A 24,803-nucleotide genomic window follows, 5' to 3' on the forward strand; every position below is an offset into this window, starting at 1 on the left:
CCCCCCCGACTGCGCGAGATGCGCTGGTGGGACATCGACCCGGTCCTGGAGCTGGAGAAGGACCTGTTCCCCGAGGACGCCTGGTCCCGGGGCATGTTCTGGTCCGAACTGGCCCACGCCCGGGGCCCCGAGGCCACCCGGCGCTATCTGGTGGCCGAGACCGGCGACCGCATCGTCGGTTATGCCGGTCTCGTCTCCTCCGGCGAACAGGCCGACGTCCAGACCATCGCCGTCGCCCGCGACCACCAGGGCACCGGCCTCGGCGCCCGTCTGCTGACCGAACTGCTGCGGGCGGCGACCGCGTTCGAGTGCCACGAGGTGTTGCTCGAATGCCGGGTCGACAACGTCCGTGCCCAGAAGCTCTACGAGCGCTTCGGCTTCGTCCCCATCGGCTTCCGGCGCGGCTACTACCAGCCCGGCAACGTGGACGCCCTGGTGATGCGCCTGACCACAGGACCCGACAGCGGCACCGCGACATCCGACAACGGCTCCGCGGCATCCGACAGCGGCTCCGCCGCGGGTTCTTCCCCAGTACAAGGAACCGACACCAATGACTGACGAACCCCTCGTCCTCGGCATCGAGACCTCCTGCGACGAGACCGGCGTCGGCATCGTCCGCGGCACCACCCTGCTGGCGGACGCCGTCGCCTCCAGCGTCGACGAGCACGCCCGCTTCGGCGGTGTCGTACCGGAGGTGGCCTCCAGGGCGCACCTGGAGGCGATGGTCCCGACCATCGACCGTGCGCTGAAGGAGGCGGGAGTCAGCGCCAAGGACCTGGACGGCATCGCGGTCACCGCGGGCCCCGGCCTCGCGGGCGCCCTGCTCGTCGGCGTCTCGGCGGCCAAGGCGTACGCCTACGCCCTCGGCAAGCCCCTTTACGGCGTCAACCACCTCGCCTCCCACATCTGCGTGGACCAGCTGGAGCACGGCCCGCTGCCCGAGCCGACGATGGCCCTGCTGGTGTCGGGCGGCCACTCGTCCCTGCTGCTGTCGTCGGACATCACCTCCGATGTCCGTCCGATGGGCGCGACCATCGACGACGCGGCCGGCGAGGCGTTCGACAAGATCGCCCGCGTGCTGAACCTGGGCTTCCCCGGCGGCCCGGTCATCGACCGGTACGCCAAGGAGGGCGACCCGGGGGCGATCGCCTTCCCGCGCGGCCTGACCGGTCCGCGTGACCCGGCGTACGACTTCTCCTTCTCCGGCCTGAAGACCGCCGTGGCCCGCTGGATCGAGGCCAGGCGCGCGGCCGGCGAGGAGGTTCCGGTCCGTGACGTGGCCGCGTCCTTCCAGGAGGCCGTGGTCGACGTGCTCACCCGCAAGGCCGTCCGCGCCTGCAAGGACGAGGGCGTGGACCACCTGATGATCGGCGGCGGTGTGGCCGCCAACTCCCGGCTGCGCGCCCTCGCCCAGGAGCGCTGCGAGGCGGCCGGTATCCGCCTGCGCGTGCCGCGCCCCAAGCTGTGCACCGACAACGGTGCGATGGTGGCCGCGCTGGGCGCCGAGATGGTCGCCCGCAACCGGTCCGCCTCCAGCTGGGACCTGTCGGCCGACTCCTCCCTGCCGGTGACCGACCCGCACGTCCCGGGCCACGACCATGTGCACGAGGTCAGCAAGGACAACCTGTACTCGTGACGGTCGCGCTGATGTGGGAGGCGCGTGCGGCCGAGGGCCGGGGCGCGGAGCTGCTGTCCTGGGCGCGGGAACAGCGGCTCCCCGCGGAGCCGCTGCGGCGCGAGACCTTCCGTGCGCCGCAGGACCGGGTGCTGGTCATCACGTGGTGGAACGCGCCGTACGACGCCGAGCTGCCCGAACTTCCCGAGCCGGGCAGTGACTTGGTGACCCGTGCGGTGCACCGGTGGCGCTTCGAACAGGTGCCGGACGCCTGAAGTTGAGGATTCCGGTCCGACTGCGCTATGATCATCACACAGCGAACGGCCGGAACACCGGCCCGGACGCAGTGCGTTGGTGGTCCAAGGAAAGACGTCCCGCTTCCTGCGGGGAGATGCAGGTGCAAGGCCTGCCCGGCGCTCCACTCGACACCCCGCCCCGGTCATCCGGAGGCGGGGTGTTCTCGTCGGTGGCTCAGTCCGCTCCCTCGGACAGCCTGACCTCGCAGTGCAGCCGCCGCTCGCCCCCGACCACCCGTACCGGCCCCGTCAGCCGCAACCGCGCCCGGTGCCGTACCTCGGCGCTCGACGGGCCCACCCGCAGTTCCAGCGCGCCGGGTTCCACCACCCGGACTCCCGTGCGGCCCGTGAAGGACGCCAGGTCCGCGTGGAAGCGGAAGGTCACACGGCGGGCGGCGCCCGGGAGCAGGCCGAGGCGCCGGTAGCCGATCAGGCGGACGTCCGGGCGGGTCACCGAGGCCACCGGGTCGTGGAGATAGAGCTGGACGACCTCGGTGCCCGCGCGGTCGCCGGTGTTGCGGACCGTGAGGGAGAGGTCGTACCAGCCGTCCGTGGAGATCTCGGCCGCGGAGCCCGCGAAGTCCTCCCAGGTGAACTCCGTGTACGAGCGGCCGTGGCCGAACGGGTACAGCGGGGTCGGGTCCAGGCTGCTGACCTCGCCTGCCAGGCCCAGTGGGGGCTGGAGGTAGGTCCAGGGCTGGCCGCCGGGCAGGCGCGGCACGCTCACCGGGAGGCGGCCGGAGGGGTTCACCCGGCCGGACAGCACCCCGGCCACCGCCGGGCCGCCCTCCTCGCCGGGGAAGAACGCCTGCGCCACCGCGCCGAGCCGGCCGTGCCAGCGGCCCAGGGCGTAGGGGCGGCCGGTGAGCAGCACGAGGACCACCGGGACGCCCGTCGCCACGAGCGCGTCCAGCAGGTCGGCCTGGACGCCCGGCAGTCGCAGGTCCGACACGTCACAGCCCTCGCCCGAGGTGCCGCGGCCGAACAGGCCCGCGCGGTCGCCCAGCACCGCCACGCACACGTCCGCCTCCGCCGCCCGGGCCACCGCCTCCGCGAACCCGCCGGTGTCCGGGTCGGACACCCCGCAGCCCTCCGCGAACGTCACCTTGGCGTCCGGCAGCTCGGCGCGCAGGGAGTCCAGCACGGTGGGGATGTCGATGCCGAGCGGGACCTCGGGGTGGTGGGTGAGCACGTGGGAGGGGAAGGAGTAGCAGCCGAGCATGGCGAGCGGGTCCGCCGCGCGGGGACCGACGACCGCGATCCGGGTACCGGGTGCCAGCGGGAGCAGGCCGCCGGGGTTGTCCAGCAGGACCACCGACTCCTCCGCCAGGTCCCGGGCGAGGGCCCGGTTCTCCGCCGAGTCCAGGTCGAGCGGGCCGTCCGGCTCCGGCCGCCAGTCCTCGTCCAGCAGGCCCAGCCCGCATTTCTGGAGCAGGACGCGGCGGGCCGCGCGGTCCACCAGGGACTCCGGGACGCGGCCTTCCCGTACGGCGGTGACCAGCGGGGTGCCGTAGCACCTCAGGGTCGGCAGCTCGACGTCGATGCCCGCGGCCAGGGCCAGATGCGCCGCCTCCGTCTCGTCCGCCGCGACCCGGTGCAGGGTGCGCAGGAAGCCGATGCCGAAGTAGTCGGCCACCACCGTGCCGGTGAACCCCCACTCCTCGCGCAGCAGCTCGGTCAGCAGCCGCGGGTCGGCGGAGGCGGGCACACCGTCGGTCTCGGTGTAGGCCGCCATCACCGAGCGGGCACCGCCCTCGCGCAGCGCCATCTCGAACGGCGGCAGGGTGAGGTCCGCGAACTCCCGTCGGCCCGCCCGCACCGGGGCCAGGTTCCGGGCGCCCGCCGAGGACGCGTACCCGGCGAAGTGCTTGAGTGTGGCGATGACACCGGCCGACTCCAGACCGCGCACGTAGGCCGTGCCGACCGTACCGACCAGGTACGGGTCCTCGCCGATCGTCTCCTCGACGCGCCCCCAGCGCAGGTCGCGGACCACGTCCAGCACCGGGGCCAGGCCCTGGTGCACCCCGGCCGCGCGCAGGTCCCGGCCGATGCGGCGGCCCACCTGCTCGACCAGCTCCGGGTCGAAGGAGGCGCCCCAGGCGAGCGGGACCGGGTAGGCGGTCGCCTGCCAGGCGGTGAAGCCGGCCAGGCATTCCTCGTGGGCGACGGCCGGGATGCCGAAGCGGTTCGCGGCGGCGATCCGGCGCTGCGCCCGGGCCAGGGCCCGCGCCCCGGTGCCGGGGTCGACGGGGCCGGTACCGAAGGACCGGGTCAGCTGGCCGAGGCCGCGGGTGATCAGCTCGTCCCAGTCGTGGTCGGCGGTCATCTCCCGTTGGAGGGGGGCGACTCCGTCGCCGTCCGTGGCGGCGCCCACCCACACGCCGTACAGCTGGGCCGCCTTCTCCTCCAGGGTCATCCGGGACAGCAGGTCGGCCACGCGGGCGTCGGCGGGCAGGGCGGGGTCGCGCCAAGGAGCGGTGGTCATGGAACTCCCGTCGGTGGTCGGGATCGAACGGGCCGGTCAACGGCTGTCGAATGTTTCGAAAAACACCTCGAATGTTCCGGGAACCTATGGTGCGCCAGGACCTTCGTCAAGAGGGCCGGCGGGGATACGATCGCGGGCATGACGCCTCCGAAGCCCGCAGAAACGCAGACGGCGACCCTCGCCGAGATCGCCCGTGAGGCCGGGGTCTCCGCTCCGACTGTTTCGAAGGTCCTCAACGGCCGTGCCGATGTCGCCCCCGCGACCCGCACCCGCGTCGAGGAGCTGCTGCGCGCCTACGGCTACCGGCGCCGCCGCGCCGAGGCATCCCGCTCGCCCCTGATCGACCTGGTCTTCCACGAGTTGGAGAGTGCCTGGGCGCTGGAGGTCATCCGGGGCGTGGAGAACGTGGCCAGGGACGCCGGGCTGAGCGTGGTGCTGTCCGAGTCGGCCGGCCGGCTCACCCCCGGCCGGACCTGGGCCGACCAGGTCGCCGCCCGCCGCCCGCACGGCGTGGTGCTGGTGCTGTCCGGACTCGACGAGTCCCAGCGGGCGCTGCTGACCAGCCGGTCCATCCCGTTCGTGGTGATGGACCCGGCCGGCGACCCGGGCCCGGACGTGCCGTCCATCGGCGCCACCAACTGGCAGGGCGGCCTCGCCGCCACCCGCCACCTGGTGGAACTCGGCCACACCCGGATCGGCGCGATCAGCGGCCCGTCCCGGATGATGTGCAGCCGGGCGCGGGTGGACGGCTACCGCGCGGCCCTGGAGACGGCCGGCCTGCCCGTCGATCCCTCGCTCGTCGTGACGGGCGACTTCCACCACGACGCCGGCTACCGCCTGGGCCTGGAGCTGCTGCGCCGCCCGGACCGGCCGACCGCCGTCTTCGCGGGCAACGACCTCCAGGCGCTCGGCCTGTACGAGGCCGCCCGTGAACTGGGCCTGCGCATTCCGGAGGACCTCAGTGTGGTCGGCTTCGACGATCTGCCGGTGGCCCGCTGGGTGGGTCCGCCGCTGACGACCGTACGGCAGCCGCTGGCCGAGATGGCCGCAGCGGCGGCCCGGCTGGTGCTGGAGCTGGGCCAGGTACGGGAGGAGCGGGCCGCGACCCGGGTGGAGCTGGCCACGAGTCTGGTGGTGCGTTCCAGCACCGCGGCGCCGGGCGTGGCCGGAAGTTGACGTATTGACGGGTGGGGGGCCCGCGCCCACACTCCTCCGAAGTCAATCGGTTACATGACCGAAACTTTCGGAGGCGCCCGCGATGAGATCCTCCAGAACATCCCTGAAGGCCGGCCTGGCCGCGTTGGTCACCGCCGTGGGCCTGTGCACCGCCGGCCCTGGCACGAGCACCGCCCAGGCAGCCGGCACCGGCACTGTCCAGGCGGCCGGCACCGGCACTGCCCAGGCGGCCGGCACGGTTCAGGCAGCCGGCACCCCGCTGCGTGACCTGGCCGCGGCGCGGGGCAAGGTCATCGGTACGGCCGTCACCGGCACCGCGCTGACCGGCGGCTACGGCGACATCACCGGCACCCAGTTCGGCTCGCTCACCCCCGGCAACGCCATGAAGTGGGAGAGCGTCGAGCCGGCCCAGGGCAGCTTCAACTGGACCGAGGCCGACCGTATCGTGGCCTTCGCCCAGGCCCACGACCAGCAGGTGCGCGGCCACACCCTGGTCTGGCACAGCCAGAACCCGAGCTGGCTGACGAACGGCAGCTGGACCCCCGCCCAGCTCGGCAGCCTGCTGCAGAACCACATCGGCACCGAGGTCGGCCGCTACAAGGGCCGGATCGCCGCCTGGGACGTCGTCAACGAACCCTTCAACGAGGACGGCACCTACCGCTCCTCCCTCTGGTACAACGGCCTCGGCTCCGGCTACATCGCGAACGCCCTGACCTGGGCGCACGCGGCCGATCCGGGGGCCAAGCTGTACATCAACGACTACAACGTCGAGGGCGTGGGCGCGAAGTCCACCGCCCTGTACAACCTGGTCAAGTCCCTCAAGCAGCAGGGCGTGCCGATCGACGGCGTCGGTCTCCAGGCCCATCTGATCCTCGGCCAGGTGCCGTCGACGCTCCAGCAGAACATCCAGCGCTTCGCCGACCTCGGTGTCGACGTGGCGATCACCGAACTGGACGTCCGGATGCAACTGCCGGCCGACCGTACGAAACTCGCCCAGCAGGCGGCCGACTTCAAGTCCGTGGTGGCCGCGTGCGCGGCCGTGACCCGGTGCGTCAACGTCACCGTGTGGGGCTTCACCGACGCCGACTCCTGGGTGCCGGGCACCTTCCCGGGCTACGGCGCGGCGACCCCGTACGACGAGAACTACCAGCCGAAACCGGCGTACTACGGCATCGCCGAGGCCCTGGGCGGGAGTGGTACGACACCGCCGCCGACGGGCGCCTGCTCCGCCGCCTACAGCGTCACCAGCCAGTGGAACACCGGTTTCACCGGTCAGGTGAGGATCTCCTGCTCCGGTGCCTCGCTGTCCTCCTGGAAGGTGAGCTGGAGCTATGGCGGGGGCCAGCGGATCACCCAGGCGTGGAACGCCACCTGCGCCCAGTCCGGCGCGGCGGTGTCCTGCGCCAACGCCTCCTACAACGGCATGGTGGCGGACGGCGGTTCGGTGACGTTCGGTTTCAACGGCTCCTGGAGCGGCAGCAATCCGGTGCCCACGGTGACGCTTGGATGAGAATCTCCGAAGAAAGCCGACTCGCGGCGCTCGCGCTAACAGTCCCCTAATAATTCGGACTTACGTTCCTGTCGTGACGCGACACGAGGAACAAGAGGAGCAGAGCGACGCGGGCAGAGGGGTGGGCCGGCGGCCGAGAGCGCTGCGGATCGCCGGCCTCACTCTGGCGGGCACCCTGGTGCTGGGCGCGGCGGCGGCCGGCTGGGTGTACTGGCACCTGAACAGCAACATCGAGAGCGTCGACATCAACAGCGCGCTCGGCGACGACCGGCCCGCCCGGGCGGTGACCACCCCGGCGGCGTCCGCCCCGGCCGACGCCTCGCCCCTGCCCACCGGCAGCCTGAACCTCCTGGTCCTCGGCTCGGACTCGCGCAGCGGCACGGCCAACCGGGAGCTGGGGGGCGGCGACAGCTCCGGGGCCCGGTCCGACACCGCGATGGTCGTGCACGTCGACGCGGGCCGGACGAAGGCCACCGTGGTCAGCATCCCGCGCGACACGCTGGTCACCCGCCCGTCCTGCCCGCTCGCCTCCGGCGGCACCACGGCGGTGGCCCACGGCGCCATGTTCAACACCGCCTACGCGGTGGGCGGTCCGGTGTGCGCGGTGAAGACCGTCGAGTCGCTCACCGGCGTCCGTATGGACCACTACCTGGAAATCGACTTCTCCGGCTTCGCCCGGCTGGTCGACGCGCTCGGCGGGGTCGACGTCACCACCGGCCAGGACATCGACGACGACAAGAGCCGTCTCCACCTCCGGGCAGGCACCCACCACCTGGACGGCAAGCAGGCCCTGGCCCTCGCCCGCACCCGGCACGGCATAGGCGACGGCAGCGACCTGGGCCGCATAGGGCTCCAGCAGATGCTGGTGAAAGACCTGCTGGAGCGGCTGGCCGACGCCGGCCGGCTCACCGACCCTGCCAAGCTGTACCAGGTCGCCGACGCCGTCACCGCCGGTCTCACCACCGACACCGGCCTGGACTCCCTGGGTGAGCTGATGAGTCTCGGCCGGAGCCTGGAGGGCCTGACCGCCGACCGGGTGACAACGGTGACCATGCCGGTGGTCACGGCACCCTCCGATCCCAACCGGGTGGTCCCCGAGGAACCGGCGGCGAGCGCGCTCTGGTCGTCCCTGCGCTGAGGGCGTCCCCGCCGTGAGGGACGACCCCGTTGCGCTGAGGGCGTCCCGCCGTGAGGGACGACCCGGAAAAAAATCCCCGGAGATTTTTCCGCGGCCGTGTCGATCCGGGCCTCTCCCGTTCGACGCATGGGTGAGCGGCGGGGAACGGTCCCGCCGCCCGACCGAAGGAGTCACCATGCCCCGCTACCTGTCGCTCGTGCGCGTCGACGAGTCCGCCGCCCCCGCCGGGGGGCCCAGCGAGGAGCTGATGCGGCGGATGGGCGAGCTGATCGAGGAGATGACGAAGGCCGGTGTCCTGCTGGACACCGGCGGGCTCACCCCGTCCGCCCAGGGCACCCGGGTGGACTGGAACGGCGAGAAGACGTCCGTCACCGACGGGCCGTTCACCGAGTCCAAGGAGGTCATCGGCGGCTACGCGCTCATGCAGTGCAAGGACCGGGCCGAGGCGCTGGAGTGGACCCAGCGGTTCCTGAGGGTCCACGGCCAGGAGTGGCAGATCGCCTGCGAGCTGCGGGAGATCGCCGAGGGCTGAGCCGGTTTGGCCCGCTGCCCGCCGGGGTGTTGCATGTGGGCTGTGGAACCACAGCCCACGCCACCACAGCCCACGCCACCACAGCCCACGCCCACGCCACCGCGGCCCACTCCGCCACAGTCCGCCGCTTCCCGGCCCACGCCACCGCGGCCCGCCGCACCGGGTCCGGCCGCGGCGCACGCGATCGAGACCGTCTTCCGTCTGGAGTCGCCCCGCGTGATCGCCGGCGTCGCCAGGATCGTGCGGGACGTCGGCATCGCCGAGGAGCTGGCGCAGGACGCCATGGTCGCCGCCCTGGAGCGGTGGCCCCGGGACGGGGTGCCCGACAATCCCGGCGCCTGGCTCATGGCCACCGCCCGGCACCGGGCCGTCGACCTGATCCGGCGGCGCGAGTCCTACGCCCGCAAACTCGCCGAGATCGGCCGGGACCTGGAGACCACGACCCCGCCGGAGGAGCCGGCCGCCCCGGACGACATCGACGACGATCTGCTCCGGCTGGTCTTCACCACCTGCCACCCGGTGCTGTCCCCGCAGGCCCGCACCGCGCTCACCCTGCGTCTGCTCGGTGGCCTGACCACGGCCGAGATCGCTCGGGCCTTCCTGGTGCCCGAGCCGACGATCGCCCAGCGGGTCGTCCGCGCCAAACGCACCCTGGCCACGAAGAACGTCGCCTTCGAGGTGCCGTACGGGCCCGACCGCGAGGCTCGCCTCGGCTCCGTCCTGGACGTCATCTACCTGGTCTTCAACGAGGGCTACGCGGCCACCGCCGGCGACGACTGGCTGCGCCCCGGCCTGTGCGAGGACGCGCTGCGGCTGGCCCGCGTCCTGTCCGCGCTGATGCCCGGAGAGCCGGAGGTGCACGGCCTGACCGCGCTGCTGGAGTTCCAGGCGTCGCGCACCGCCGCCCGCACGGGCCCGGACGGCGAGCCGGTGCTGCTGAGGGACCAGGACCGCCGCCGCTGGAACCGCATGCTCATCGCGCGTGGGATCCGTGCCCTCGACCGCGCCCGGGCCACCGCGGGCGGGTCCCCGGGCCCGTACGCCCTCCAGGCGGCCATCGCCGCCTGCCACGCGCGGGCGTACGCGTTCGAGGAGACCGACTGGCGCGCCATCGCCACGCTGTACGGCCTGCTGGCCGTCCGCGCGCCGTCCCCGGTGGTCGAGCTGAACCGGGCGGTCGCCGTGTCGATGGCCGACGGCCCGGCCGCGGGCCTGACGCTGGTGGACGCCCTGGCCGCCGTGCCCGCGCTGCGCGACTACCACCTGCTGCCCAGCGTCCGCGGCGACCTGCTGTCCCGCCTGGGGCGCACCGCCGAGGCCCGCGAGGAGTTCGTCCGCGCGGCGGGGCTGGCCCACAACGACAGGGAACGGAAGCTGCTGCTCAGCCGAGTGGAGACGCTCCGGCGGGCGCCCGCAGCGGAGCCCCGATCAGCATCGTCGGCGCCCCCGCCACCCGGGTGAGGAAGACCGTGGCCGCGTTCGGGCCCTGCGGCCTGACCTTGCGGCGCAGTTCCTCCGGCTCGACCGCCGAGCCGCGCTTCTTCACGGTCAGCGTGCCGACCTCGCGCTCCCGCAGCAGGGCCTTCAGCTTCTTGACGTTGAACGGGAGCCGGTCGGTGATCTCGTAGGCGGTGGCGTACGGGGTGGGCCGCGGCGCGTCGGCGGTGACGTACGCGATGGTCGGGTCGACCAGGCCGCCGCCGACCTCCTCGGCCACCTCGGCGACCAGGTGCGCTCGGATCACGGCGCCGTCGGGCTCGTACAGGTAGCGCCCCACCGGCCGCACTTGGGGGTCGGGCAGCCCGCGGCCGAGCAGCGTGCGCGGGCCCGGCAGCAGCGTGGCCCGCACGGCGCCCGGCGCGCCGGTGCCGAACCACAGCACCGCCTCCTTCACGTCCCCGCCGTCGGAGATCCACTCGGCCTCGGCCTCGGCCGGGACCACCTCGTGCGGGATGCCCGGGGCGATCTTCAGGGCGGCCCGGGGCGCCGTGCGGGCGGTCTCGATCGCCCAGGACAGCGGAGGTGAGTACGCCTCCGGGTCGAACACCCTCCCGCGTCCGCCTCGCCGGGCCGGGTCCACGAACACCGCGTCGTACCCGGCGGTGTCCACCTCCGTGACATCGGCCTCCCGCACCTCGATCAGGCCGGCCAGCCCCAGCGCCTCGGCGTTCGCCCGGGCCACCGCCGCGGTCAGCGGGTCCCGGTCCACGGCCAGCACCCGGATCCCGGCCCGCGCCAGCGCGATCGCGTCCCCGCCGATGCCGCAGCACAGGTCGGCCACGGAGGTCACGCCCAGCTCCCGCAGCCGGTGGGCCCGGTACGTCGCCACGCTGCTGCGCGTCGACTGCTCGACCCCGTTCGGGGTGAAGAACATCCGCCCGGCGTCCGCGGCCCCGAACTTCGCCACCGCCCGCTGCCGCAGCCGGGCCTGGCCGAGCGCGGCCGAGACCAGTTCGGCCGGGTGGTCGCGGCGCAACCGGGTGGCCACGGCCAGCTCCCGCGCGGGCTCGGTGTCGCGCACCTCGTCGAGGAGGGCGCGGCCTTCGGGGGTGAGGAGCAGAGCGAGGTCGTTCACCGGGTCATTGTGGGCCAGTCGGTGGATGGTGCGCCTCCGGCGGCGGTGTCGGCCCGGTTCGCGGGCCGGGGCCTGGGAGGATCCGGCACCATGCGAGCAGTAGTACAAAATGACAAATGTCGGGCGCGGGTCGCGAGGACGGCCGCGGGCTCCACGGCCGTCGCGCTGGCTGCCGCCGTCCTCCTGTCCGGCTGTGCCGGCAGCCCCGAACCGGCCACCGGTCGGCACGGTCCCGCCCGCCCCCAGGACCCGCGGGCCCGGCAGGCCGGCGAGCACGCCCGGCTGGTCGCCGCCGCCCAGCGCTGGGGCCTGGACCACGCCCCGCTCACGCCCCCGGCCCCGCCGGCGAAGAAGCCCACGATCACACCCCGGGACGGCTTCGAGGTGGACGGCCAGGAGGAGGAGGACCTCCCGCCGGTCTTCACCACCGTCCCCACCCGGCAGAAGGTCGTCTTCCTCACCATCGACGACGGGGCCGACAAGGACCCGGCGTTCCTGCGCATGATGAGCGAGCTGAAGATCCCGTACACGGCCTTCCTGAGCAACTACCTCGTCGAGGACGACTACGGCTACTTCCGCAGGATGCAGGCGCAGGGCGTGACCCTGAACAACCACACCCTCACCCACCCCTACCTGCCCGGCCTGTCCTACGAGGAGCAGCGGGACGAGATCTGCGGCATGCAGGCCATCATGAAGAAGCAGTTCGGCAAGGCGCCCACCGTGTTCCGGCCGCCGTACGGCAACTACAACGGCGACACCCTGCGCGCCGCGAAGGAGTGCGGGATCAAGTACGCGCCCATCTGGGACGAGGAGGTCTTCGTCGACCACTGGGAGTACCGCGACTGGGACCGCAGCCTGCACCCCGGCGACATCGTCCTCACCCACTTCCGTGGCCGGGACGACTGGAACGGCACGATGGTGGACGACATGCGCCGCTTCCTGAACAAGGCCACGCGCGAGGGCTACGCCGTGGCCCGCCTGGAGGACTACCTGTGAGGCGCCTGCGGGGGCCGGCGGCGGTCCTCGCCGCGGCCCTGCTCCTCACGGGCTGCGCCCAGTCCGTCGACCCCATCGAACGCCTCGGGAAGAAGGCCGCCCAAGGGGTGCACCCGCGCGCCGGGGCCGACCGCAGCTATCTGCGCTGGGGGCTGACCCAGCCGCTCGCCCGCTCCCCGGTGCACCCGGCCCGGCCGCTCGCAGCGCACCCGGGGGCGCACGCCCTGCCCCCGGTGGCCGACCACGTCCCCACCCGGGACCCGGTCGTCTTCCTCACCTACGACGACGGCGCCGAGCGGGACCCCCGCTTCGTCGACATGGTCCGCGAACTCCGGCTGCCCGTCACCCTGTTCCTCACCGACAGCGTCGCCGCGCCCGGCTACGGGCACTTCGCCCGCCTGCGCGCACTCGGCGCCGGCATCCAGAACCACACCGTCGACCACCGGGCCCCGGCCGGACTGCCGTACGCCGAGCAGCGCGCCGAGATCTGCGGCCAGCAGGACCGCCTGCGCGCCCGCCTCGGCGCCCGCCCCCGCCTCTTCCGCCCGCCCTACGGCTCCTACGACGCCACCACCCGGCGCGCCGCGGCCGACTGCGGCATCTCCGCGCTCGTCCTGTGGCGCGCCGCCCTCACCCCGGCCGGCCTCGCCTGCACCCACGGCTCCCGCCACCTGCGTCCCGGCGACATCGTCCTGGTGGGCCCCGACGAGTCGGGGGAACTCTCCCTGCGCGAGCGCACGGTGCGGGTGCTGAGGGAAGCGCAGCGGCGGGGACTGACGGTGGGACGGCTCGAGGACTACCTGTAGCTCGTCCCGGCGGCAACCAGCCCGTCCGGGCGTTCGAGGACGAGGGCGGCAAGGCCCGAAGCCAGGGTCCCGGGGGCGGCGGTTCCCGGAGCCGGCGGCCCGGCACCGGACCGCCGGGACACACCGGCGGAGCCTCGGACGCCGGCCGACGCGCCACACGCCGATTGGCACTCCGCTTGACCGAGTGCTAACCCCGGTCATAGTCTCGGCTCTGGCACTCCGCAGGTGAGAGTGCCAACAAACGCGACGGGCAGATCCGGCACCCGCGACGACGGATCGACCTGGTCGCCACCTCAGACAGTTAACCCCGTGAGATCTCCGAAGGGGGAGGTCGGATCGTGACGACCACCAGCTCCAAGGTTGCCATCAAGCCGCTCGAGGACCGCATTGTGGTCCAGCCGCTCGACGCCGAGCAGACCACCGCCTCTGGCCTGGTCATCCCGGACACCGCGAAGGAGAAGCCCCAGGAGGGCGCCGTCCTCGCCGTGGGCCCGGGCCGCTTCGAGAACGGCGAGCGCCTGCCGCTCGACGTCAAGGTCGGCGACGTCGTTCTGTACAGCAAGTACGGCGGCACCGAGGTGAAGTACAACGGCGACGAGTACCTCGTGCTCTCGGCTCGCGACGTCCTCGCGATCATCGAGAAGTAATCACCTCAAGCAACTCTCTGCTTTGAGCTGCGCCCCTGGCCCCCGCATCCGATAAGAAGCCGGGCGCCCGGGGCGCTGCGCTTTTCACCCACAGATTTCCGAGAGGGCTCCCGCTGCCATGGCGAAGATCCTGAAGTTCGACGAGGACGCCCGTCGCGCCCTTGAGCGCGGCGTCAACAAGCTTGCCGACACCGTCAAGGTGACGATCGGCCCCAAGGGTCGCAACGTCGTCATCGACAAGAAGTTCGGTGCCCCCACCATCACCAACGACGGTGTCACGATCGCCCGCGAGGTCGAGATCGACGACCCGTACGAGAACCTCGGTGCGCAGCTGGTCAAGGAGGTGGCGACCAAGACCAACGACATCGCGGGTGACGGCACCACCACCGCCACGGTCCTCGCCCAGGCGCTCGTCCGCGAGGGCCTGAGGAACGTCGCCGCCGGCGCCTCCCCGGCCGCCCTGAAGAAGGGCATCGACGCCGCCGTCAAGGCCATCTCCGAGGAGCTGCTCGCCTCGGCCCGCCCGATCGACGAGAAGTCCGACATCGCCGCCGTCGCCGCGCTGTCCGCCCAGGACCAGCAGGTCGGCGAGCTGATCGCCGAGGCGATGGACAAGGTCGGCAAGGACGGTGTCATCACCGTCGAGGAGTCCAACACCTTCGGTCTGGAGCTGGACTTCACCGAGGGCATGGCCTTCGACAAGGGCTACCTGTCGCCGTACTTCGTGACGGACCAGGAGCGCATGGAGGCCGTCCTGGAGGACCCGTACATCCTCATCAACCAGGGCAAGATCTCCTCCATCACCGAGCTGCTGCCGCTGCTGGAGAAGGTCATCCAGGCCGGCTCCTCCAAGCCGCTGCTGATCATCGCCGAGGACCTCGAGGGCGAGGCCCTGTCGACCCTGGTCGTCAACAAGATCCGCGGCACCTTCAACGCCGTCGCGGTGAAGGCCCCGGGCTTTGGTGACCGCCGCAAGGCGATGCTCCAGGACATGGCCGTCCTCACCGGCGCCACCGTCATCTCCGAGGAGGTCGGCCTCAAGCTCGACCAGGTCGGCGTCGACGTGCTCGGCTCCGCCCGCCGCGTGACCGTCACCAAGGACGACACCACGATCGTCGACGGCGCCGGCAAGTCCGAGGAAGTCCACGGCCGCGTCGCCCAGATCAAGGCCGAGATCGAGAACACCGACTCCGACTGGGACCGCGAGAAGCTCCAGGAGCGCCTCGCGAAGCTGGCCGGCGGCGTGTGCGTGATCAAGGTCGGCGCCGCCACCGAGGTGGAGCTGAAGGAGAAGAAGCACCGTCTGGAGGACGCCATCTCCGCGACCCGCGCCGCGGTCGAGGAGGGCATCGTCTCCGGTGGTGGCTCCGCCCTGGTCCACGCCTCCAAGGTCCTGGAGGGCAACCTCGGCAAGACCGGCGACGAGGCCACCGGTGTCGCCGTGGTCCGCAACGCCGTGGTCGAGCCGCTGCGCTGGATCGGCGAGAACGCCGGCCAGGAGGGCTACGTCATCGTGTCCAAGGTCAAGGACCTGGACAAGGGGCAGGGCTACAACGCCGCCACCGGCGAGTACGGCGACCTCGTGAAGGCCGGCGTCATCGACCCGGTCAAGGTCACCCGCTCCGCCCTGGAGAACGCCGCCTCCATCGCCTCCCTGCTGCTCACGACCGAGACCCTGGTCGTCGAGAAGAAGGAAGAGGAGCCGGAGGCCGCGGGTCACGGCCACAGCCACGGCCACGCCCACTGAGGCGACCGCCCGTGAGTGAAGGCCCGGCACCCCGTCGAGGGGGCCGGGCCTTCGCCCTGTGCGCCCGGTCGGCCTACTGCTCCAACTCGTCCAGGGCGCCGAGCTGCTGCATCAGCCCCAGCTGGTCGTGCTGCCACCACAGCTCGGCGATCTTGCCGTCGGCGCCGAACCGGAACAGCGTCATCCCGGTCATGGTGACCTGCCTGCCGGTGGGCGCGATCCCCAGGAAGTCGCCCCGGTGCGTGGCCCGCCAGGTCCACCGCGCGCACGCCCGGTCACCCTGGGCGAACACGTCCTCGACCGTGAACGCGAAGTCGAAGGCACCGCGCCACATCCGGAACTCGGCGCGGACGTTGTCCAGGCCGATGGTGTCCTGCGGGTTCATCGGGTCGTGACTGTGGATGTCCTCGTCGAGCAGATCGTTCAGCGGAGGCAGTTCGCCCGCGGTGCGCAGCGCCTCGAAGAAGGCGCGCACGACATGCTCGGACAGAGGCTCGTCCCGCACGACGTCCAGGTCGGTGAACGTCGGCATCTCGTCGCACAGTGCGACCAGCCCCCGGAAGATCCGGTCGGTCTCCGGCAGGTTCGAGTTCCGCATCGCCTCCTCGTACGAGGGGAACTCCACCACCTCGACGACGTGCGACGCGTCCGAACGGTCCGTGCCGACCACCGCGTGCGTCGCGGTACGCGTCCCCTTGGTCTGCTGGACCCAGTCGTCCATGAGCCGGTTCATCTCGTCCAGCCGGCTCGTCCTGCACTCGATGAGCTGTACGAAGGTCATGGCGCCGCCTCCGGCCCCCCTGGTCCGGTAACCGTCCCGCCCATTTTCCCACCGGGACGGCAGCGCCACCCCTCTGCTACTGCGGCCCGTACTTCCGCCCGGTCTTCGACGTGATCCCGCCCAGCAGTCCGCGCGGCGCCACCTTCGCCAGCCCCATCAGCGCCTTGTACCGGGGATCCGGGATGGACAGCGACTTCCCGCGCGCGAGATCGGCCAGGGCGGCCGCGACCAGCTTGTCGGCGTCCAGCCACATCCAGCCGGGGATGTTGTCCGTGCCCATCCCGGCCCGCTGATGGAACTCGGTGCGCACGAACCCGGGGCACAGCGCCATCAGCCGGACCCCGCTGCCGGCCAGGTCCTTCGCCGCGCCCTGGGTGAACTGCACGACCCACGCCTTGGACGCGCCGTACGTGCCGCGCGGGACGAAGGCCGCCACCGAGGCGACGTTCACCACCCCGCCCCGGCCGCGCTCGCGCATCGCCTCGGCCGCCGCCGACGTCAGCCGGAGCACCGCCTCGCAGTGCACCTTGAGCATCCTCAGCTCGTCCGCCATCGAGACGTCCAGATAGCGTCCCTTGTTGCCGAAGCCGGCGTTGTTGACCAGCAGGTCGACCGGGTTCTTCCGGTCGCCGAGCCGGGCGGCCACCGCCTCGATGCCCGTGTCCTGCGCCAGGTCGGCGGTCAGCACCTCCACCTCGATGCCGTGCCGGTCGTGCAGTTCCGTCGCCTGTTCGCGCAGCCGCTTGGTGTCCCGCGCGACCAGCACGAGGTCATGCCCGTCAGCCGCCAGCCGCCGCGCGAACGCGGCACCGATTCCCGCGGTCGATCCCGTAATCAGAGCCGTTGTCATGGCCCAAGGGTAGTGACCCGGACCGACAGCCTCCGCTGCCCGTGCACGCCGGGCCCCGCGCTGCCCTGACGGCCGTTCAGCCCCCGTGCTCCGTCACGTACTTCCGGGCCTTCGCCAGCGCCTCCGCGTGCAGCGCCCCGCCCGCCGCGAGCAGCCGCGGCAGCAGCTCCCGCTCGGTGGTGACCGCACGGAACTGCATCGCCGCCGTCACCCCGTGGTCCGGCCGGTGCACGATCTCCACCGGATCCCCCACCTGGACCTCGCCCGGTTCGATCACCCGGAGGTAGGCACCCGTTGCGCCCTTCTGTGTGAACCTCTTGACCCAGCCGCGTTCGCCCAGATGGCCCTGGAACGTGTTGCACGGGATGCGGCCCGAGGTCACCTCGAGCACCACCTCGGAACCGATCCGCCAGCGCTCGCCGATCAGCGCCCCGGACACGTCCAGGCCGTCCGTCGTCAGATTTTCCCCGAAGCAACCGTTGGCCAACGATCGGCCGAGTTCGTGCTCCCACTCGTCGAGGTCCTCGCGGGCGAAGGCGTACACCGCCTGGTCGTCCCCGCCGTGGTAGCGGGTGTCACAGACCGTGTCCCCGGCCAGCCCGCTCGCGCCGACCCCTCGTGGGCCGGGCGCGGCCACCCGCACCGGACCGTCGGCCGGGCGCTTGTCGATGCCGGTCAGACCGTCCGGCTGGTTCGTGTAGGGCACGAGCCTGGGCCGGCCCAGATTGACGGAGAGAAGCTTCATTCCTGCACGCTATGCGATTCCCGACCCAAAGCATCGACGCGGTATCGGCAACATCACCCAAGGCTGCCTTATGCTCAAGAGGTGATCGAGGCCCGTCATCTCCGCGTCCTGCGCGCCGTCGCCACCACCGGTTCCTTCTCGGCGGCGGGGCGCGAGCTGGGCTGCACCCAGCCCGCCGTCAGCCAGCAGATGAAGGCCCTGGAAGCCTCGGTCGGCACCCCGCTGCTGGTCCGCAACGGGCGCGAGATGCGCCTCACCCAGGCCGGCGAGGCCCTCGTCCGGCACGCCTCCGGCATCCTCGCCGGGCTCACCGCGGCCGAGGAGGAGGTGGCCGCCATCGCCGGCCTGCGCGCGGGCCGGGTCCGGCTGGTCTCCTTCCCGAGCGGCAGCTCCACCCTGGTCCCGACGGCCCTGGCCGCCCTGCGCGCCGCCCACCCCGGCACCCGCGTCTCCCTGGAGGAGGCCGAGCCGCCGAGGTCCGTCGAACTGCTGCGGGAAGGCGACTGCGACCTCGCCCTGGCCTTCCGCTACGAGGGGGCGGCGGTCGCCGAGGACTGGGACGACCTCGTGGCGCGCCCCCTGTTGACGGACCGTCTGGTCGCCCTGGTGCCCGAGCGGCACCGGCTCGCGCGCGCGGAGAGCGTCGCCATCGGCGAGCTGGCCCGCGAACCGTGGATCGCGGGCTGCCCGCGCTGCCGCGGCCAGCTGATCGAGGTGTGTGAGGGTGCGGGGTTCACCCCGCGCATCGACTTCGCCACCGACGACTATCCGGCCGTGGTCGGCCTGGTCGGCGCCGGCCTCGGCGTCGCCGTACTGCCCCAGCTGGCCGTGGAGTCGGTCCGGCCGCGGGGCGCGCGCACGGTCCGGCTGGAGCCGGCGGTACGGCGCGAGATCGTCGCTCTCACCCTGCCCGACCTGGCACAGGTGCCGGCCGTGTCGGCGACGCTGGAGCAGCTGGCCCGGGCGGCCGGGCGCGCGTAGCGGTACGGGGGCGGGTGCGGCGGCAGGGTCATGGGCACGCGCACGCGTGCCCTACGGGAAGGAAGGGGCGCACCCGCGATCCGGGGGCGCAGAAACGTTCCTTCAGTGGTGAGGGGTGTCGTGCCCGCTGGTGGTCGATGCCGCCACCAGACGGTTGCGCGCCCGCCCCATCAACTCCTCACGCTCGTCCTCGGTCAAGCCGCCCCAGACGCCGTACGGCTCGCGCACCGCCAACGCGTGCGCCGCGCACTCCGCCCGGACCGGGCACCTCATGCAGACCTCCTTGGCCGAGTTCTCGCGAGCGCTCCGAGCCGCCCCGCGCTCGCCCTCCGGGTGGAAGAAGAGCGAGCTGTCCACCCCGCGGCATGCAGCCAGCAGCTGCCAGTCCCACAGGTCCGCGTTCGGTCCGGGAAGGCGGGAGAAATCTGCCATTACGTGACCCCTTGTAGCCGATCTGGGCGGATACGGTGCCAACGACCGTACATCTCCGGTCTAAGGAGATGAAAATATGACTCATTGCGAATCTAGCCCCGGACACTGCGAAACGGGAAGAAAAGGCGCCGAATGGGGCATGGCTTGTGATGAAAAGTTGAGGGTCCGTTGGGCATATCTGCACCGTGTCGGTCCCCTCACGTAGAGTGCCGAAGACGGCAAGCGGCCCCGTAACTCTTTCGAGTGACCGTCGTTGAGAGTGCGGAGGCGGTTGAGAACACAAGCGCTCGGGCAGGCGTCCGAGACGGTCGACCGCACAGGTGACGATTCCGTACCAGCCTGGAGGCTCAAGGTGACGCGCATCAGCTGCGGAGGGCGGTCATGACATCCGTCCTCGTCTGCGACGACTCCCCGCTTGCCCGAGAGGCGCTCCGCCGCGCGGTCGCGACCGTGCCCGGCGTCGAGCGCGTGACGACGGCGGCCAACGGCGAGGAAGTCCTCCGCCGCTGGGGCGCCGACCGCTCCGACCTCATTCTGATGGACGTACGCATGCCCGGCCTGGGCGGCGTCGAGACCGTGCGCCGGCTGCTGTCCGCCGATCCCGGCGCGCGCATCATCATGCTCACCGTCGCCGAGGACCTCGACGGGGTGGCCCTCGCGGTCGCCGCCGGCGCGCGCGGCTACCTGCACAAGGACGCCTCGCGTGCGGAACTGCGCGCCACGGTGACGCAGGCGCTCGCCGACCCGACCTGGCGGCTCGCCCCGCGTCGGCTGCGCTCGGCGGAGATGGGCGCCGCGCCCACGCTCACCGCGCGTGAGATCCAGGTCCTGGAGGGCATGAGTCACGGCCGCTCGAACGCCGAGATCGGCCGCGAACTGTTCCTCTCCGAGGACACCGTCAAGACGCACGCGCGGCGCCTGTTCAAGAAGCTCGGCGCCTCGGACCGGGCCCACGCGGTGGCCCTCGGCTTCCGCTGGGGACTGGTCCGGTAACGATGCCGGGCCGAGCGGGCCGCCCGGCACCGGGCGCTGCCCGGCCGCGCTCCCGGTCTCACTGTCGTCCGTGCTCCTGTCCGTGGCCGTGGCGCGCGGCGTCCGCACGGGCGACCGGCCGAGACCATGGCACGGGGGCCGCCCAGGGGCGGTCCGGTGCCGTTGTGCGGAACGCCCGGGGCGGACCGGGGAATGCGGTCACTCCACCGGCGTCGGCTCCTGCGCTCTTCGGTGCTGCCCCGACGGGTGCGCCGAGGGGCGGGCAAGGCCGCGTCGGCGACGGCGTGCCACGCCCGTCGGGGGTGCTCGGGGTGCGTCCTGACCTGGTCGTGCCTTGACAAGGGCGCGTGCGGCCGTGCCGATGCCGGTGCGGCGCACTCCGTGCGGCGACCGTGCCGGACGCGTGCCCTCGCCGTGCACGCCGGTGGGCGGGTCCGCGCCCCGACGGGACGTGCCGGAAGGCGACGTCCCCGGCGCACGACAGCCCGCCGCGGCATGCCACCGCTCCGGCGCACAGCCCTCGCCGTACCCCCCGCAGGGGCATGCGCAAGGCGACCCGCCGGACGCGCGCTGCTCGTTTCGGCGCGGATGCCGCATCCTTGAGGTGTGGAGTCTCTCGGGGACGAGTCGGTCGAGCGGAAGGGGAGGGCGCAGGGGATGAGTGCCGGCGCACCTGCTCATAACGCTTCGGTGCACAACCACGAACACGATGCGACGGACCGGACGGCCGCAAGGCACCATGGACCGATGCGCGACGACGAGGCGGGCACGGCCCACGGGGCGTTCGGCGCGCTCGTCCACCGGGCCGTCGACGGCGACGAGCAGGCCACGCACGACCTGCTCGCCCATGTCCACCCGCTGGCGCTGCGCTACTGCCGCACCCGGCTGTCCCGGCTGCCCGGCGACGCGCGCCACTTCGTGGAGGACCTCGCGCAGGAGGTCTGCGTGGCGGTCCTGCTCGCTCTGCCCCGCTACCGGGACACCGGCCGCCCCTTCGAGGCGTTCGTCTTCGCCATCGCCTCCCACAAGGTCGCCGACCTCCAGCGCGCCGCGATGCGCCACCCCGGGTCGACCGCGGTGCCGTCCGACGAGATGCCCGAGCGGCCCGACGACTCCCTCGGCCCCGAGGAGCGCGCCCTGCTCAGCAGCGACGCGGAGTGGGCCAAGAAGCTGCTGGCCAACCTCCCCGAGAACCAGCGCGAGCTGCTCCTGCTGCGTATCGCCGTGGGCTTGACCGCGGAGGAGACGGGACAGATGTTGGGAATGTCACCCGGTGCGGTCCGCGTGGCCCAGCACCGGGCCCTGAGCCGCCTCAGGGCGCTCGCCGAACAGTAACCACCCTGTGCGGAGCCTCCGTAGCTCCTCCGCTGAACAGGTGCGCCGTCGGTTCCGTACGAACATACGAAGCCTGAAGTGACCCCGCACCGTGGAATTTGCTAGCGACGCTTCCCGTTAGCATGGACATCCGCACCGAGCAAGGCCATTTGGGGAAGGTGTCATGACTGCCAACGTCGACGGAGTGCCCGGAAAATTCGCGACACTCGGGCTGACCTACGACGACGTGCTGCTGCTGCCGGGCCCGTCGGACATGGCTCCCGACGAGATCGACACCGCCTCGTACGTCTCCAAGAACGTGCGGGTCAACATCCCGCTGCTGTCCGCCGCCATGGACAAGGTGACCGAGTCCCGCATGGCGATCGCGATGGCCCGGCAGGGCGGCGTCGGCGTCCTGCACCGCAACCTCTCCATCGAGGACCAGGCCAACCAGGTCGACCTGGTGAAGCGCTCCGAGTCCGGCATGGTCGCCGACCCCATCACCATTCACCCGGACGCCACCCTCGCCGAGGCCGACGCGCTGTGCGCCAAGTTCCGCATCAGCGGCGTCCCGGTGACCGGTGCCGACAAGAAGCTCCTCGGCATCGTCACCAACCGTGACATGGCCTTCGAGAGCGACCGCAGCCGCCGCGTGCACGAGGTCATGACCCCGATGCCGCTGGTCACCGGCAAGGTCGGCATCTCCGGCCCCGAGGCCATGGAGCTGCTGCGCAAGCACAAGATCGAGAAGCTTCCGCTGGTCGACGACGAGAACGTCCTCAAGGGCCTGATCACCGTCAAGGACTTCGTCAAGGCGGAGAAGTACCCGAACGCGGCCAAGGACGCCGAGGGCCGTCTGCTGGTCGGTGCGGCGGTCGGCGTGGCCGGTGACGCCTTCGAGCGCGCCCAGGCGCTGATCGAGGCCGGTGCCGACTTCATCGTCGTGGACACCGCGCACGGCCACTCCCGCCTGGTCGGCGACATGATCGCCAAGATCAAGTCGAACTCCTCCGGCGTCGACGTCATCGGCGGCAACATCGCCACCCGCGACGGCGCCCAGGCCCTGGTCGACGCGGGCGCCGACGGCATCAAGGTCGGCGTCGGCCCCGGCTCCATCTGCACCACCCGCGTGGTCGCCGGCGTCGGCGTCCCGCAGGTCACCGCGATCTACGAGGCCGCGCTCGCCGCCAAGGAGGCCGGCGTCCCGGTGATCGGCGACGGCGGTCTGCAGTACTCCGGCGACATCGCCAAGGCCCTGGTCGCGGGCGCCGACACGGTGATGCTCGGCTCGCTGCTCGCGGGCTGCGAGGAGTCCCCGGGCGAGCTGCTGTTCATCAACGGCAAGCAGTTCAAGTCCTACCGCGGCATGGGCTCGCTCGGCGCCATGCAGACCCGCGGCGACCGCCGGTCGTTCTCCAAGGACCGCTACTTCCAGGAGGGCGTCGCCTCCGACGAGCAGCTGATCCCCGAGGGCATCGAGGGCCAGGTGCCCTACCGCGGCCCGCTGTCCTCCGTGGTCCACCAGCTGGTCGGCGGCCTGCGCCAGTCGATGTTCTACGTCGGCGGCCAGACGGTGCCCGACCTGCAGACCAACGGCCGGTTCGTGCGGATCACCTCGGCGGGCCTGAAGGAGAGCCACCCGCACGACATCCAGATGACGGTCGAGGCGCCGAACTACAGCAGCAAGAAGTGACGCACGCGCACGCGTGAGGCCACGAGAGGGCGGCCCCGGAGCATCCGGGGCCGCCCTTGTCGTACCGGTCGGCGATACTGGAAGGCGCTGCAACGCATAGGGAAAGGCCACCAACGTGACTGAGATCGAGATCGGGCGCGGCAAGCGCGGCCGCAGGGCGTACGCCTTCGACGACATCGCCGTCGTCCCCAGCCGCCGTACGCGGGACCCGAAGGAGGTCTCGATCGCCTGGCAGATCGACGCCTACCGCTTCGAGCTGCCGTTCCTGGCCGCCCCCATGGACTCCGTGGTCTCCCCGGCCACCGCCATCCGCATCGGCGAGCTGGGCGGCCTCGGCGTGCTCAACCTCGAGGGCCTGTGGACGCGGCACGAGGACCCGCAGCCCCTGCTGGACGAGGTCGCCGAGCTGCCGTCCGAGGCGGCCACCCGCCGCCTCCAGGAGATCTACGCGGCTCCCATCAAGGAGGAGCTGATCGGCGCCCGCATCAAGGAGGTGCGCGACTCCGGCGTGGTCACCGCCGCCGCGCTCTCCCCGCAGCGCACCGCCCAGTTCTCCAAGGCGGTCGTGGACGCGGGCGTGGACATCTTCGTCATCCGCGGTACGACGGTCTCGGCGGAGCACGTCTCGTCCTCGCACGAACCGCTGAACCTCAAGCAGTTCATCTACGAGCTGGACGTCCCGGTGATCGTCGGCGGCTGCGCCACGTACACCGCCGCCCTGCACCTGATGCGCACCGGCGCGGCCGGCGTCCTCGTCGGCTTCGGCGGCGGCGCCGCGCACACCACGCGCAACGTGCTGGGCATCCAGGTCCCGATGGCCACGGCCGTCGCCGACGTGGCCGCGGCGCGGCGCGACTACATGGACGAGTCCGGCGGCCGGTACGTGCACGTGATCGCGGACGGCGGCGTGGGCTGGTCCGGCGACCTGCCCAAGGCGATCGCCTGCGGCGCCGACGCGGTGATGATGGGCTCCCCGCTGGCCCGGGGCACGGACGCGCCCGGCAAGGGCCACCACTGGGGCATGGAGGCGGTCAACGAGGAGCTGCCCCGCGGCCAGAAGGTCGACCTCGGCACGGTCGGCACGATCGAGGAGATCCTCACCGGCCCGTCGCACACCCCCGACGGCTCGATGAACTTCTTCGGCGCCCTGCGCCGCGCCATGGCCACGACCGGCTACAGCGAGCTGAAGGAGTTCCAGCGGGTCGAGGTGACGGTGGCGGACAGCCAGCACCGGCGGTAGTCGCCGGGTGTCCCACGACGCCTGGAGGGCCGGTCGTCCCGACGGGGTGACCGGCCCTTCGCGTGCCCGGACCGGATCGACCGGGGGCGCGCCGGGGGAAGGGGTGACCAGGAGCCTGGCGTAGTGGTCCCGCGGTGGGCGCGCCGCGGGGCGGGGTGACCAGGAGCGTGCCGCAGTGGTCCCGCGGTGGGCTCAGGCTGCTTCCGTGCGGTACCCGCGCAGCGTCCCGCCTGCCACCGGTCCGGGAGCGC

The 24,803-nt window shown here is 72.3% G+C and carries 23 protein-coding genes; 17 read left to right on the forward strand and 6 right to left on the reverse strand.

Features of this window, described 5'->3' with window-relative positions; translation table 11 throughout:
- Positions 1-18 precede the first annotated feature (18 nt).
- The 3 genes from rimI to ACIGYR_RS25185 are packed head-to-tail and all read left to right on the forward strand — an operon-like array spanning position 19 to position 1,890.
- Positions 19-558, forward strand: a complete 540-nt coding sequence (rimI, locus tag ACIGYR_RS25175; protein WP_399598589.1) for a ribosomal protein S18-alanine N-acetyltransferase — start codon at positions 19-21, stop codon at positions 556-558.
- Positions 551-1,636 carry a tRNA (adenosine(37)-N6)-threonylcarbamoyltransferase complex transferase subunit TsaD gene (tsaD, locus tag ACIGYR_RS25180; protein WP_391839847.1) on the forward strand — a complete coding sequence of 362 codons (1,086 nt, stop codon included), beginning with the start codon at positions 551-553 and terminating at the stop codon, positions 1,634-1,636. The genes rimI and tsaD overlap by 8 nt, the downstream gene beginning before the upstream one ends.
- Positions 1,633-1,890 (forward strand): hypothetical protein, encoded by a 258-nt coding sequence (locus ACIGYR_RS25185; protein WP_391839849.1) that lies wholly within the window; start codon positions 1,633-1,635, stop codon positions 1,888-1,890. The genes tsaD and ACIGYR_RS25185 overlap by 4 nt, the downstream gene beginning before the upstream one ends.
- A 196-nt stretch (positions 1,891-2,086) precedes the next feature.
- On the opposite strand, the gene ACIGYR_RS25190 is transcribed toward ACIGYR_RS25185, so the two are convergent.
- Positions 2,087-4,396, reverse strand: a complete 2,310-nt coding sequence (locus ACIGYR_RS25190) for a glycoside hydrolase family 3 N-terminal domain-containing protein (protein WP_399596957.1) — start codon at positions 4,394-4,396, stop codon at positions 2,087-2,089.
- A 138-nt stretch (positions 4,397-4,534) separates the two neighbouring features.
- Between ACIGYR_RS25190 and ACIGYR_RS25195 the strand changes: the two genes are divergently transcribed.
- The 5 genes from ACIGYR_RS25195 (at position 4,535) to ACIGYR_RS25215 (ending at position 10,213) form a co-directional block, all read left to right on the forward strand.
- The gene (locus ACIGYR_RS25195; protein ID WP_399596960.1) at positions 4,535-5,572 is read left to right on the forward strand and encodes a LacI family DNA-binding transcriptional regulator; all 1,038 of its coding nucleotides are present in this window, start codon (positions 4,535-4,537) and stop codon (positions 5,570-5,572) included.
- An 82-nt stretch (positions 5,573-5,654) separates the two neighbouring features.
- A complete protein-coding gene (locus ACIGYR_RS25200) occupies positions 5,655-7,082 on the forward strand; it encodes an endo-1,4-beta-xylanase (protein WP_399596962.1) in 1,428 nt (475 codons plus the stop codon).
- 73 nt (positions 7,083-7,155) lie between these two features.
- On the forward strand, positions 7,156-8,220 hold the full coding sequence (locus ACIGYR_RS25205) for an LCP family protein (protein ID WP_399596965.1): 1,065 nt from the start codon (positions 7,156-7,158) through the stop codon (positions 8,218-8,220).
- Positions 8,221-8,395: 175 nt separating this feature from the next.
- Positions 8,396-8,752 carry a YciI family protein gene (locus tag ACIGYR_RS25210; RefSeq protein ID WP_399596967.1) on the forward strand — a complete coding sequence of 119 codons (357 nt, stop codon included), beginning with the start codon at positions 8,396-8,398 and terminating at the stop codon, positions 8,750-8,752.
- Positions 8,753-8,785: 33 nt separating this feature from the next.
- Positions 8,786-10,213, forward strand: coding sequence for an RNA polymerase sigma factor (locus ACIGYR_RS25215; RefSeq protein ID WP_399596969.1), 1,428 nt, complete (start codon positions 8,786-8,788; stop codon positions 10,211-10,213).
- On the opposite strand, the gene ACIGYR_RS25220 is transcribed toward ACIGYR_RS25215, so the two are convergent.
- Positions 10,134-11,327: a methyltransferase domain-containing protein gene (locus ACIGYR_RS25220; protein ID WP_399596972.1), complete on the reverse strand. Its 1,194-nt coding sequence runs from the start codon at positions 11,325-11,327 to the stop codon at positions 10,134-10,136. The two genes, ACIGYR_RS25215 and ACIGYR_RS25220, sit on opposite strands and share 80 nt — an antisense overlap.
- A 90-nt stretch (positions 11,328-11,417) precedes the next feature.
- Between ACIGYR_RS25220 and ACIGYR_RS25225 the strand changes: the two genes are divergently transcribed.
- The 4 genes from ACIGYR_RS25225 (at position 11,418) to groL (ending at position 15,523) form a co-directional block, all read left to right on the forward strand.
- Positions 11,418-12,323, forward strand: a complete 906-nt coding sequence (locus ACIGYR_RS25225) for a polysaccharide deacetylase family protein (RefSeq protein WP_399596975.1) — start codon at positions 11,418-11,420, stop codon at positions 12,321-12,323.
- Positions 12,320-13,129, forward strand: a complete 810-nt coding sequence (locus ACIGYR_RS25230; protein WP_399596977.1) for a polysaccharide deacetylase family protein — start codon at positions 12,320-12,322, stop codon at positions 13,127-13,129. The genes ACIGYR_RS25225 and ACIGYR_RS25230 overlap by 4 nt, the downstream gene beginning before the upstream one ends.
- 338 nt (positions 13,130-13,467) lie before the next feature.
- A complete protein-coding gene (gene groES, locus ACIGYR_RS25235; RefSeq protein ID WP_066995800.1) occupies positions 13,468-13,776 on the forward strand; it encodes a co-chaperone GroES in 309 nt (102 codons plus the stop codon).
- 118 nt (positions 13,777-13,894) lie between these two features.
- Entirely contained in the window at positions 13,895-15,523 is a 1,629-nt protein-coding gene (gene groL / locus ACIGYR_RS25240) for a chaperonin GroEL (RefSeq protein WP_399596981.1), read from the forward strand.
- Positions 15,524-15,596: 73 nt separating this feature from the next.
- Here the strand turns inward: groL and ACIGYR_RS25245 are convergent, their stop codons facing one another.
- From ACIGYR_RS25245 to ACIGYR_RS25255, 3 genes are all read right to left on the reverse strand, one after another.
- A complete protein-coding gene (locus ACIGYR_RS25245; RefSeq protein ID WP_399596984.1) occupies positions 15,597-16,304 on the reverse strand; it encodes an ester cyclase in 708 nt (235 codons plus the stop codon).
- Between the two features lie 76 nt (positions 16,305-16,380).
- Positions 16,381-17,154, reverse strand: a complete 774-nt coding sequence (locus tag ACIGYR_RS25250) for an SDR family NAD(P)-dependent oxidoreductase (protein ID WP_391839869.1) — start codon at positions 17,152-17,154, stop codon at positions 16,381-16,383.
- Positions 17,155-17,230: 76 nt separating this feature from the next.
- On the reverse strand, positions 17,231-17,899 hold the full coding sequence (locus ACIGYR_RS25255; protein ID WP_399596987.1) for an MOSC domain-containing protein: 669 nt from the start codon (positions 17,897-17,899) through the stop codon (positions 17,231-17,233).
- An 81-nt stretch (positions 17,900-17,980) separates the two neighbouring features.
- On the opposite strand from ACIGYR_RS25255, the gene ACIGYR_RS25260 reads away from it, so the two are divergent.
- Positions 17,981-18,880, forward strand: coding sequence for a LysR family transcriptional regulator (locus ACIGYR_RS25260; RefSeq protein ID WP_391839873.1), 900 nt, complete (start codon positions 17,981-17,983; stop codon positions 18,878-18,880).
- Between the two features lie 102 nt (positions 18,881-18,982).
- Here ACIGYR_RS25260 and ACIGYR_RS25265 read toward each other — a convergent pair whose 3' ends face one another.
- Positions 18,983-19,312 carry a WhiB family transcriptional regulator gene (locus ACIGYR_RS25265; protein WP_391839875.1) on the reverse strand — a complete coding sequence of 110 codons (330 nt, stop codon included), beginning with the start codon at positions 19,310-19,312 and terminating at the stop codon, positions 18,983-18,985.
- Positions 19,313-19,693: 381 nt separating this feature from the next.
- On the opposite strand from ACIGYR_RS25265, the gene ACIGYR_RS25270 reads away from it, so the two are divergent.
- From ACIGYR_RS25270 to ACIGYR_RS25285, 4 genes are all read left to right on the forward strand, one after another.
- Complete coding sequence (locus ACIGYR_RS25270; protein WP_003948568.1) at positions 19,694-20,305, forward strand: response regulator transcription factor; 612 nt, start codon at positions 19,694-19,696, stop codon at positions 20,303-20,305.
- Positions 20,306-21,052: 747 nt separating this feature from the next.
- Positions 21,053-21,640 (forward strand): sigma-70 family RNA polymerase sigma factor, encoded by a 588-nt coding sequence (locus ACIGYR_RS25275; RefSeq protein WP_100827787.1) that lies wholly within the window; start codon positions 21,053-21,055, stop codon positions 21,638-21,640.
- Between the two features lie 163 nt (positions 21,641-21,803).
- Positions 21,804-23,312, forward strand: coding sequence for an IMP dehydrogenase (gene guaB / locus ACIGYR_RS25280; RefSeq protein ID WP_399596992.1), 1,509 nt, complete (start codon positions 21,804-21,806; stop codon positions 23,310-23,312).
- 115 nt (positions 23,313-23,427) lie between these two features.
- A complete protein-coding gene (locus tag ACIGYR_RS25285) occupies positions 23,428-24,552 on the forward strand; it encodes a GuaB3 family IMP dehydrogenase-related protein (protein ID WP_391839879.1) in 1,125 nt (374 codons plus the stop codon).
- Positions 24,553-24,803: the final 251 nt, after the last annotated feature.

It is taken from the genome of Streptomyces sp. NPDC053076 (assembly GCF_044546845.1).
Classification (GTDB): domain Bacteria; phylum Actinomycetota; class Actinomycetes; order Streptomycetales; family Streptomycetaceae; genus Streptomyces.

Coding starts and splice junctions, on each gene's coding strand:
- rimI (WP_399598589.1), top strand. CDS start 19: ATGCGCTGGTGGGACATCGACCCGGTCCTGGAGCTGGAGAAGGACCTG.
- tsaD (WP_391839847.1), top strand. CDS start 551: ATGACTGACGAACCCCTCGTCCTCGGCATCGAGACCTCCTGCGACGAG.
- ACIGYR_RS25190 (WP_399596957.1), bottom strand. CDS start 4,396: ATGACCACCGCTCCTTGGCGCGACCCCGCCCTGCCCGCCGACGCCCGC.
- ACIGYR_RS25195 (WP_399596960.1), top strand. CDS start 4,535: ATGACGCCTCCGAAGCCCGCAGAAACGCAGACGGCGACCCTCGCCGAG.
- ACIGYR_RS25200 (WP_399596962.1), top strand. CDS start 5,655: ATGAGATCCTCCAGAACATCCCTGAAGGCCGGCCTGGCCGCGTTGGTC.
- ACIGYR_RS25210 (WP_399596967.1), top strand. CDS start 8,396: ATGCCCCGCTACCTGTCGCTCGTGCGCGTCGACGAGTCCGCCGCCCCC.
- ACIGYR_RS25215 (WP_399596969.1), top strand. CDS start 8,786: ATGTGGGCTGTGGAACCACAGCCCACGCCACCACAGCCCACGCCACCA.
- ACIGYR_RS25225 (WP_399596975.1), top strand. CDS start 11,418: ATGCGAGCAGTAGTACAAAATGACAAATGTCGGGCGCGGGTCGCGAGG.
- groL (WP_399596981.1), top strand. CDS start 13,895: ATGGCGAAGATCCTGAAGTTCGACGAGGACGCCCGTCGCGCCCTTGAG.
- ACIGYR_RS25245 (WP_399596984.1), bottom strand. CDS start 16,304: ATGACCTTCGTACAGCTCATCGAGTGCAGGACGAGCCGGCTGGACGAG.
- ACIGYR_RS25250 (WP_391839869.1), bottom strand. CDS start 17,154: ATGACAACGGCTCTGATTACGGGATCGACCGCGGGAATCGGTGCCGCG.
- ACIGYR_RS25255 (WP_399596987.1), bottom strand. CDS start 17,899: ATGAAGCTTCTCTCCGTCAATCTGGGCCGGCCCAGGCTCGTGCCCTAC.
- ACIGYR_RS25265 (WP_391839875.1), bottom strand. CDS start 19,312: ATGGCAGATTTCTCCCGCCTTCCCGGACCGAACGCGGACCTGTGGGAC.
- ACIGYR_RS25270 (WP_003948568.1), top strand. CDS start 19,694: ATGACATCCGTCCTCGTCTGCGACGACTCCCCGCTTGCCCGAGAGGCG.
- ACIGYR_RS25275 (WP_100827787.1), top strand. CDS start 21,053: ATGCGCGACGACGAGGCGGGCACGGCCCACGGGGCGTTCGGCGCGCTC.
- guaB (WP_399596992.1), top strand. CDS start 21,804: ATGACTGCCAACGTCGACGGAGTGCCCGGAAAATTCGCGACACTCGGG.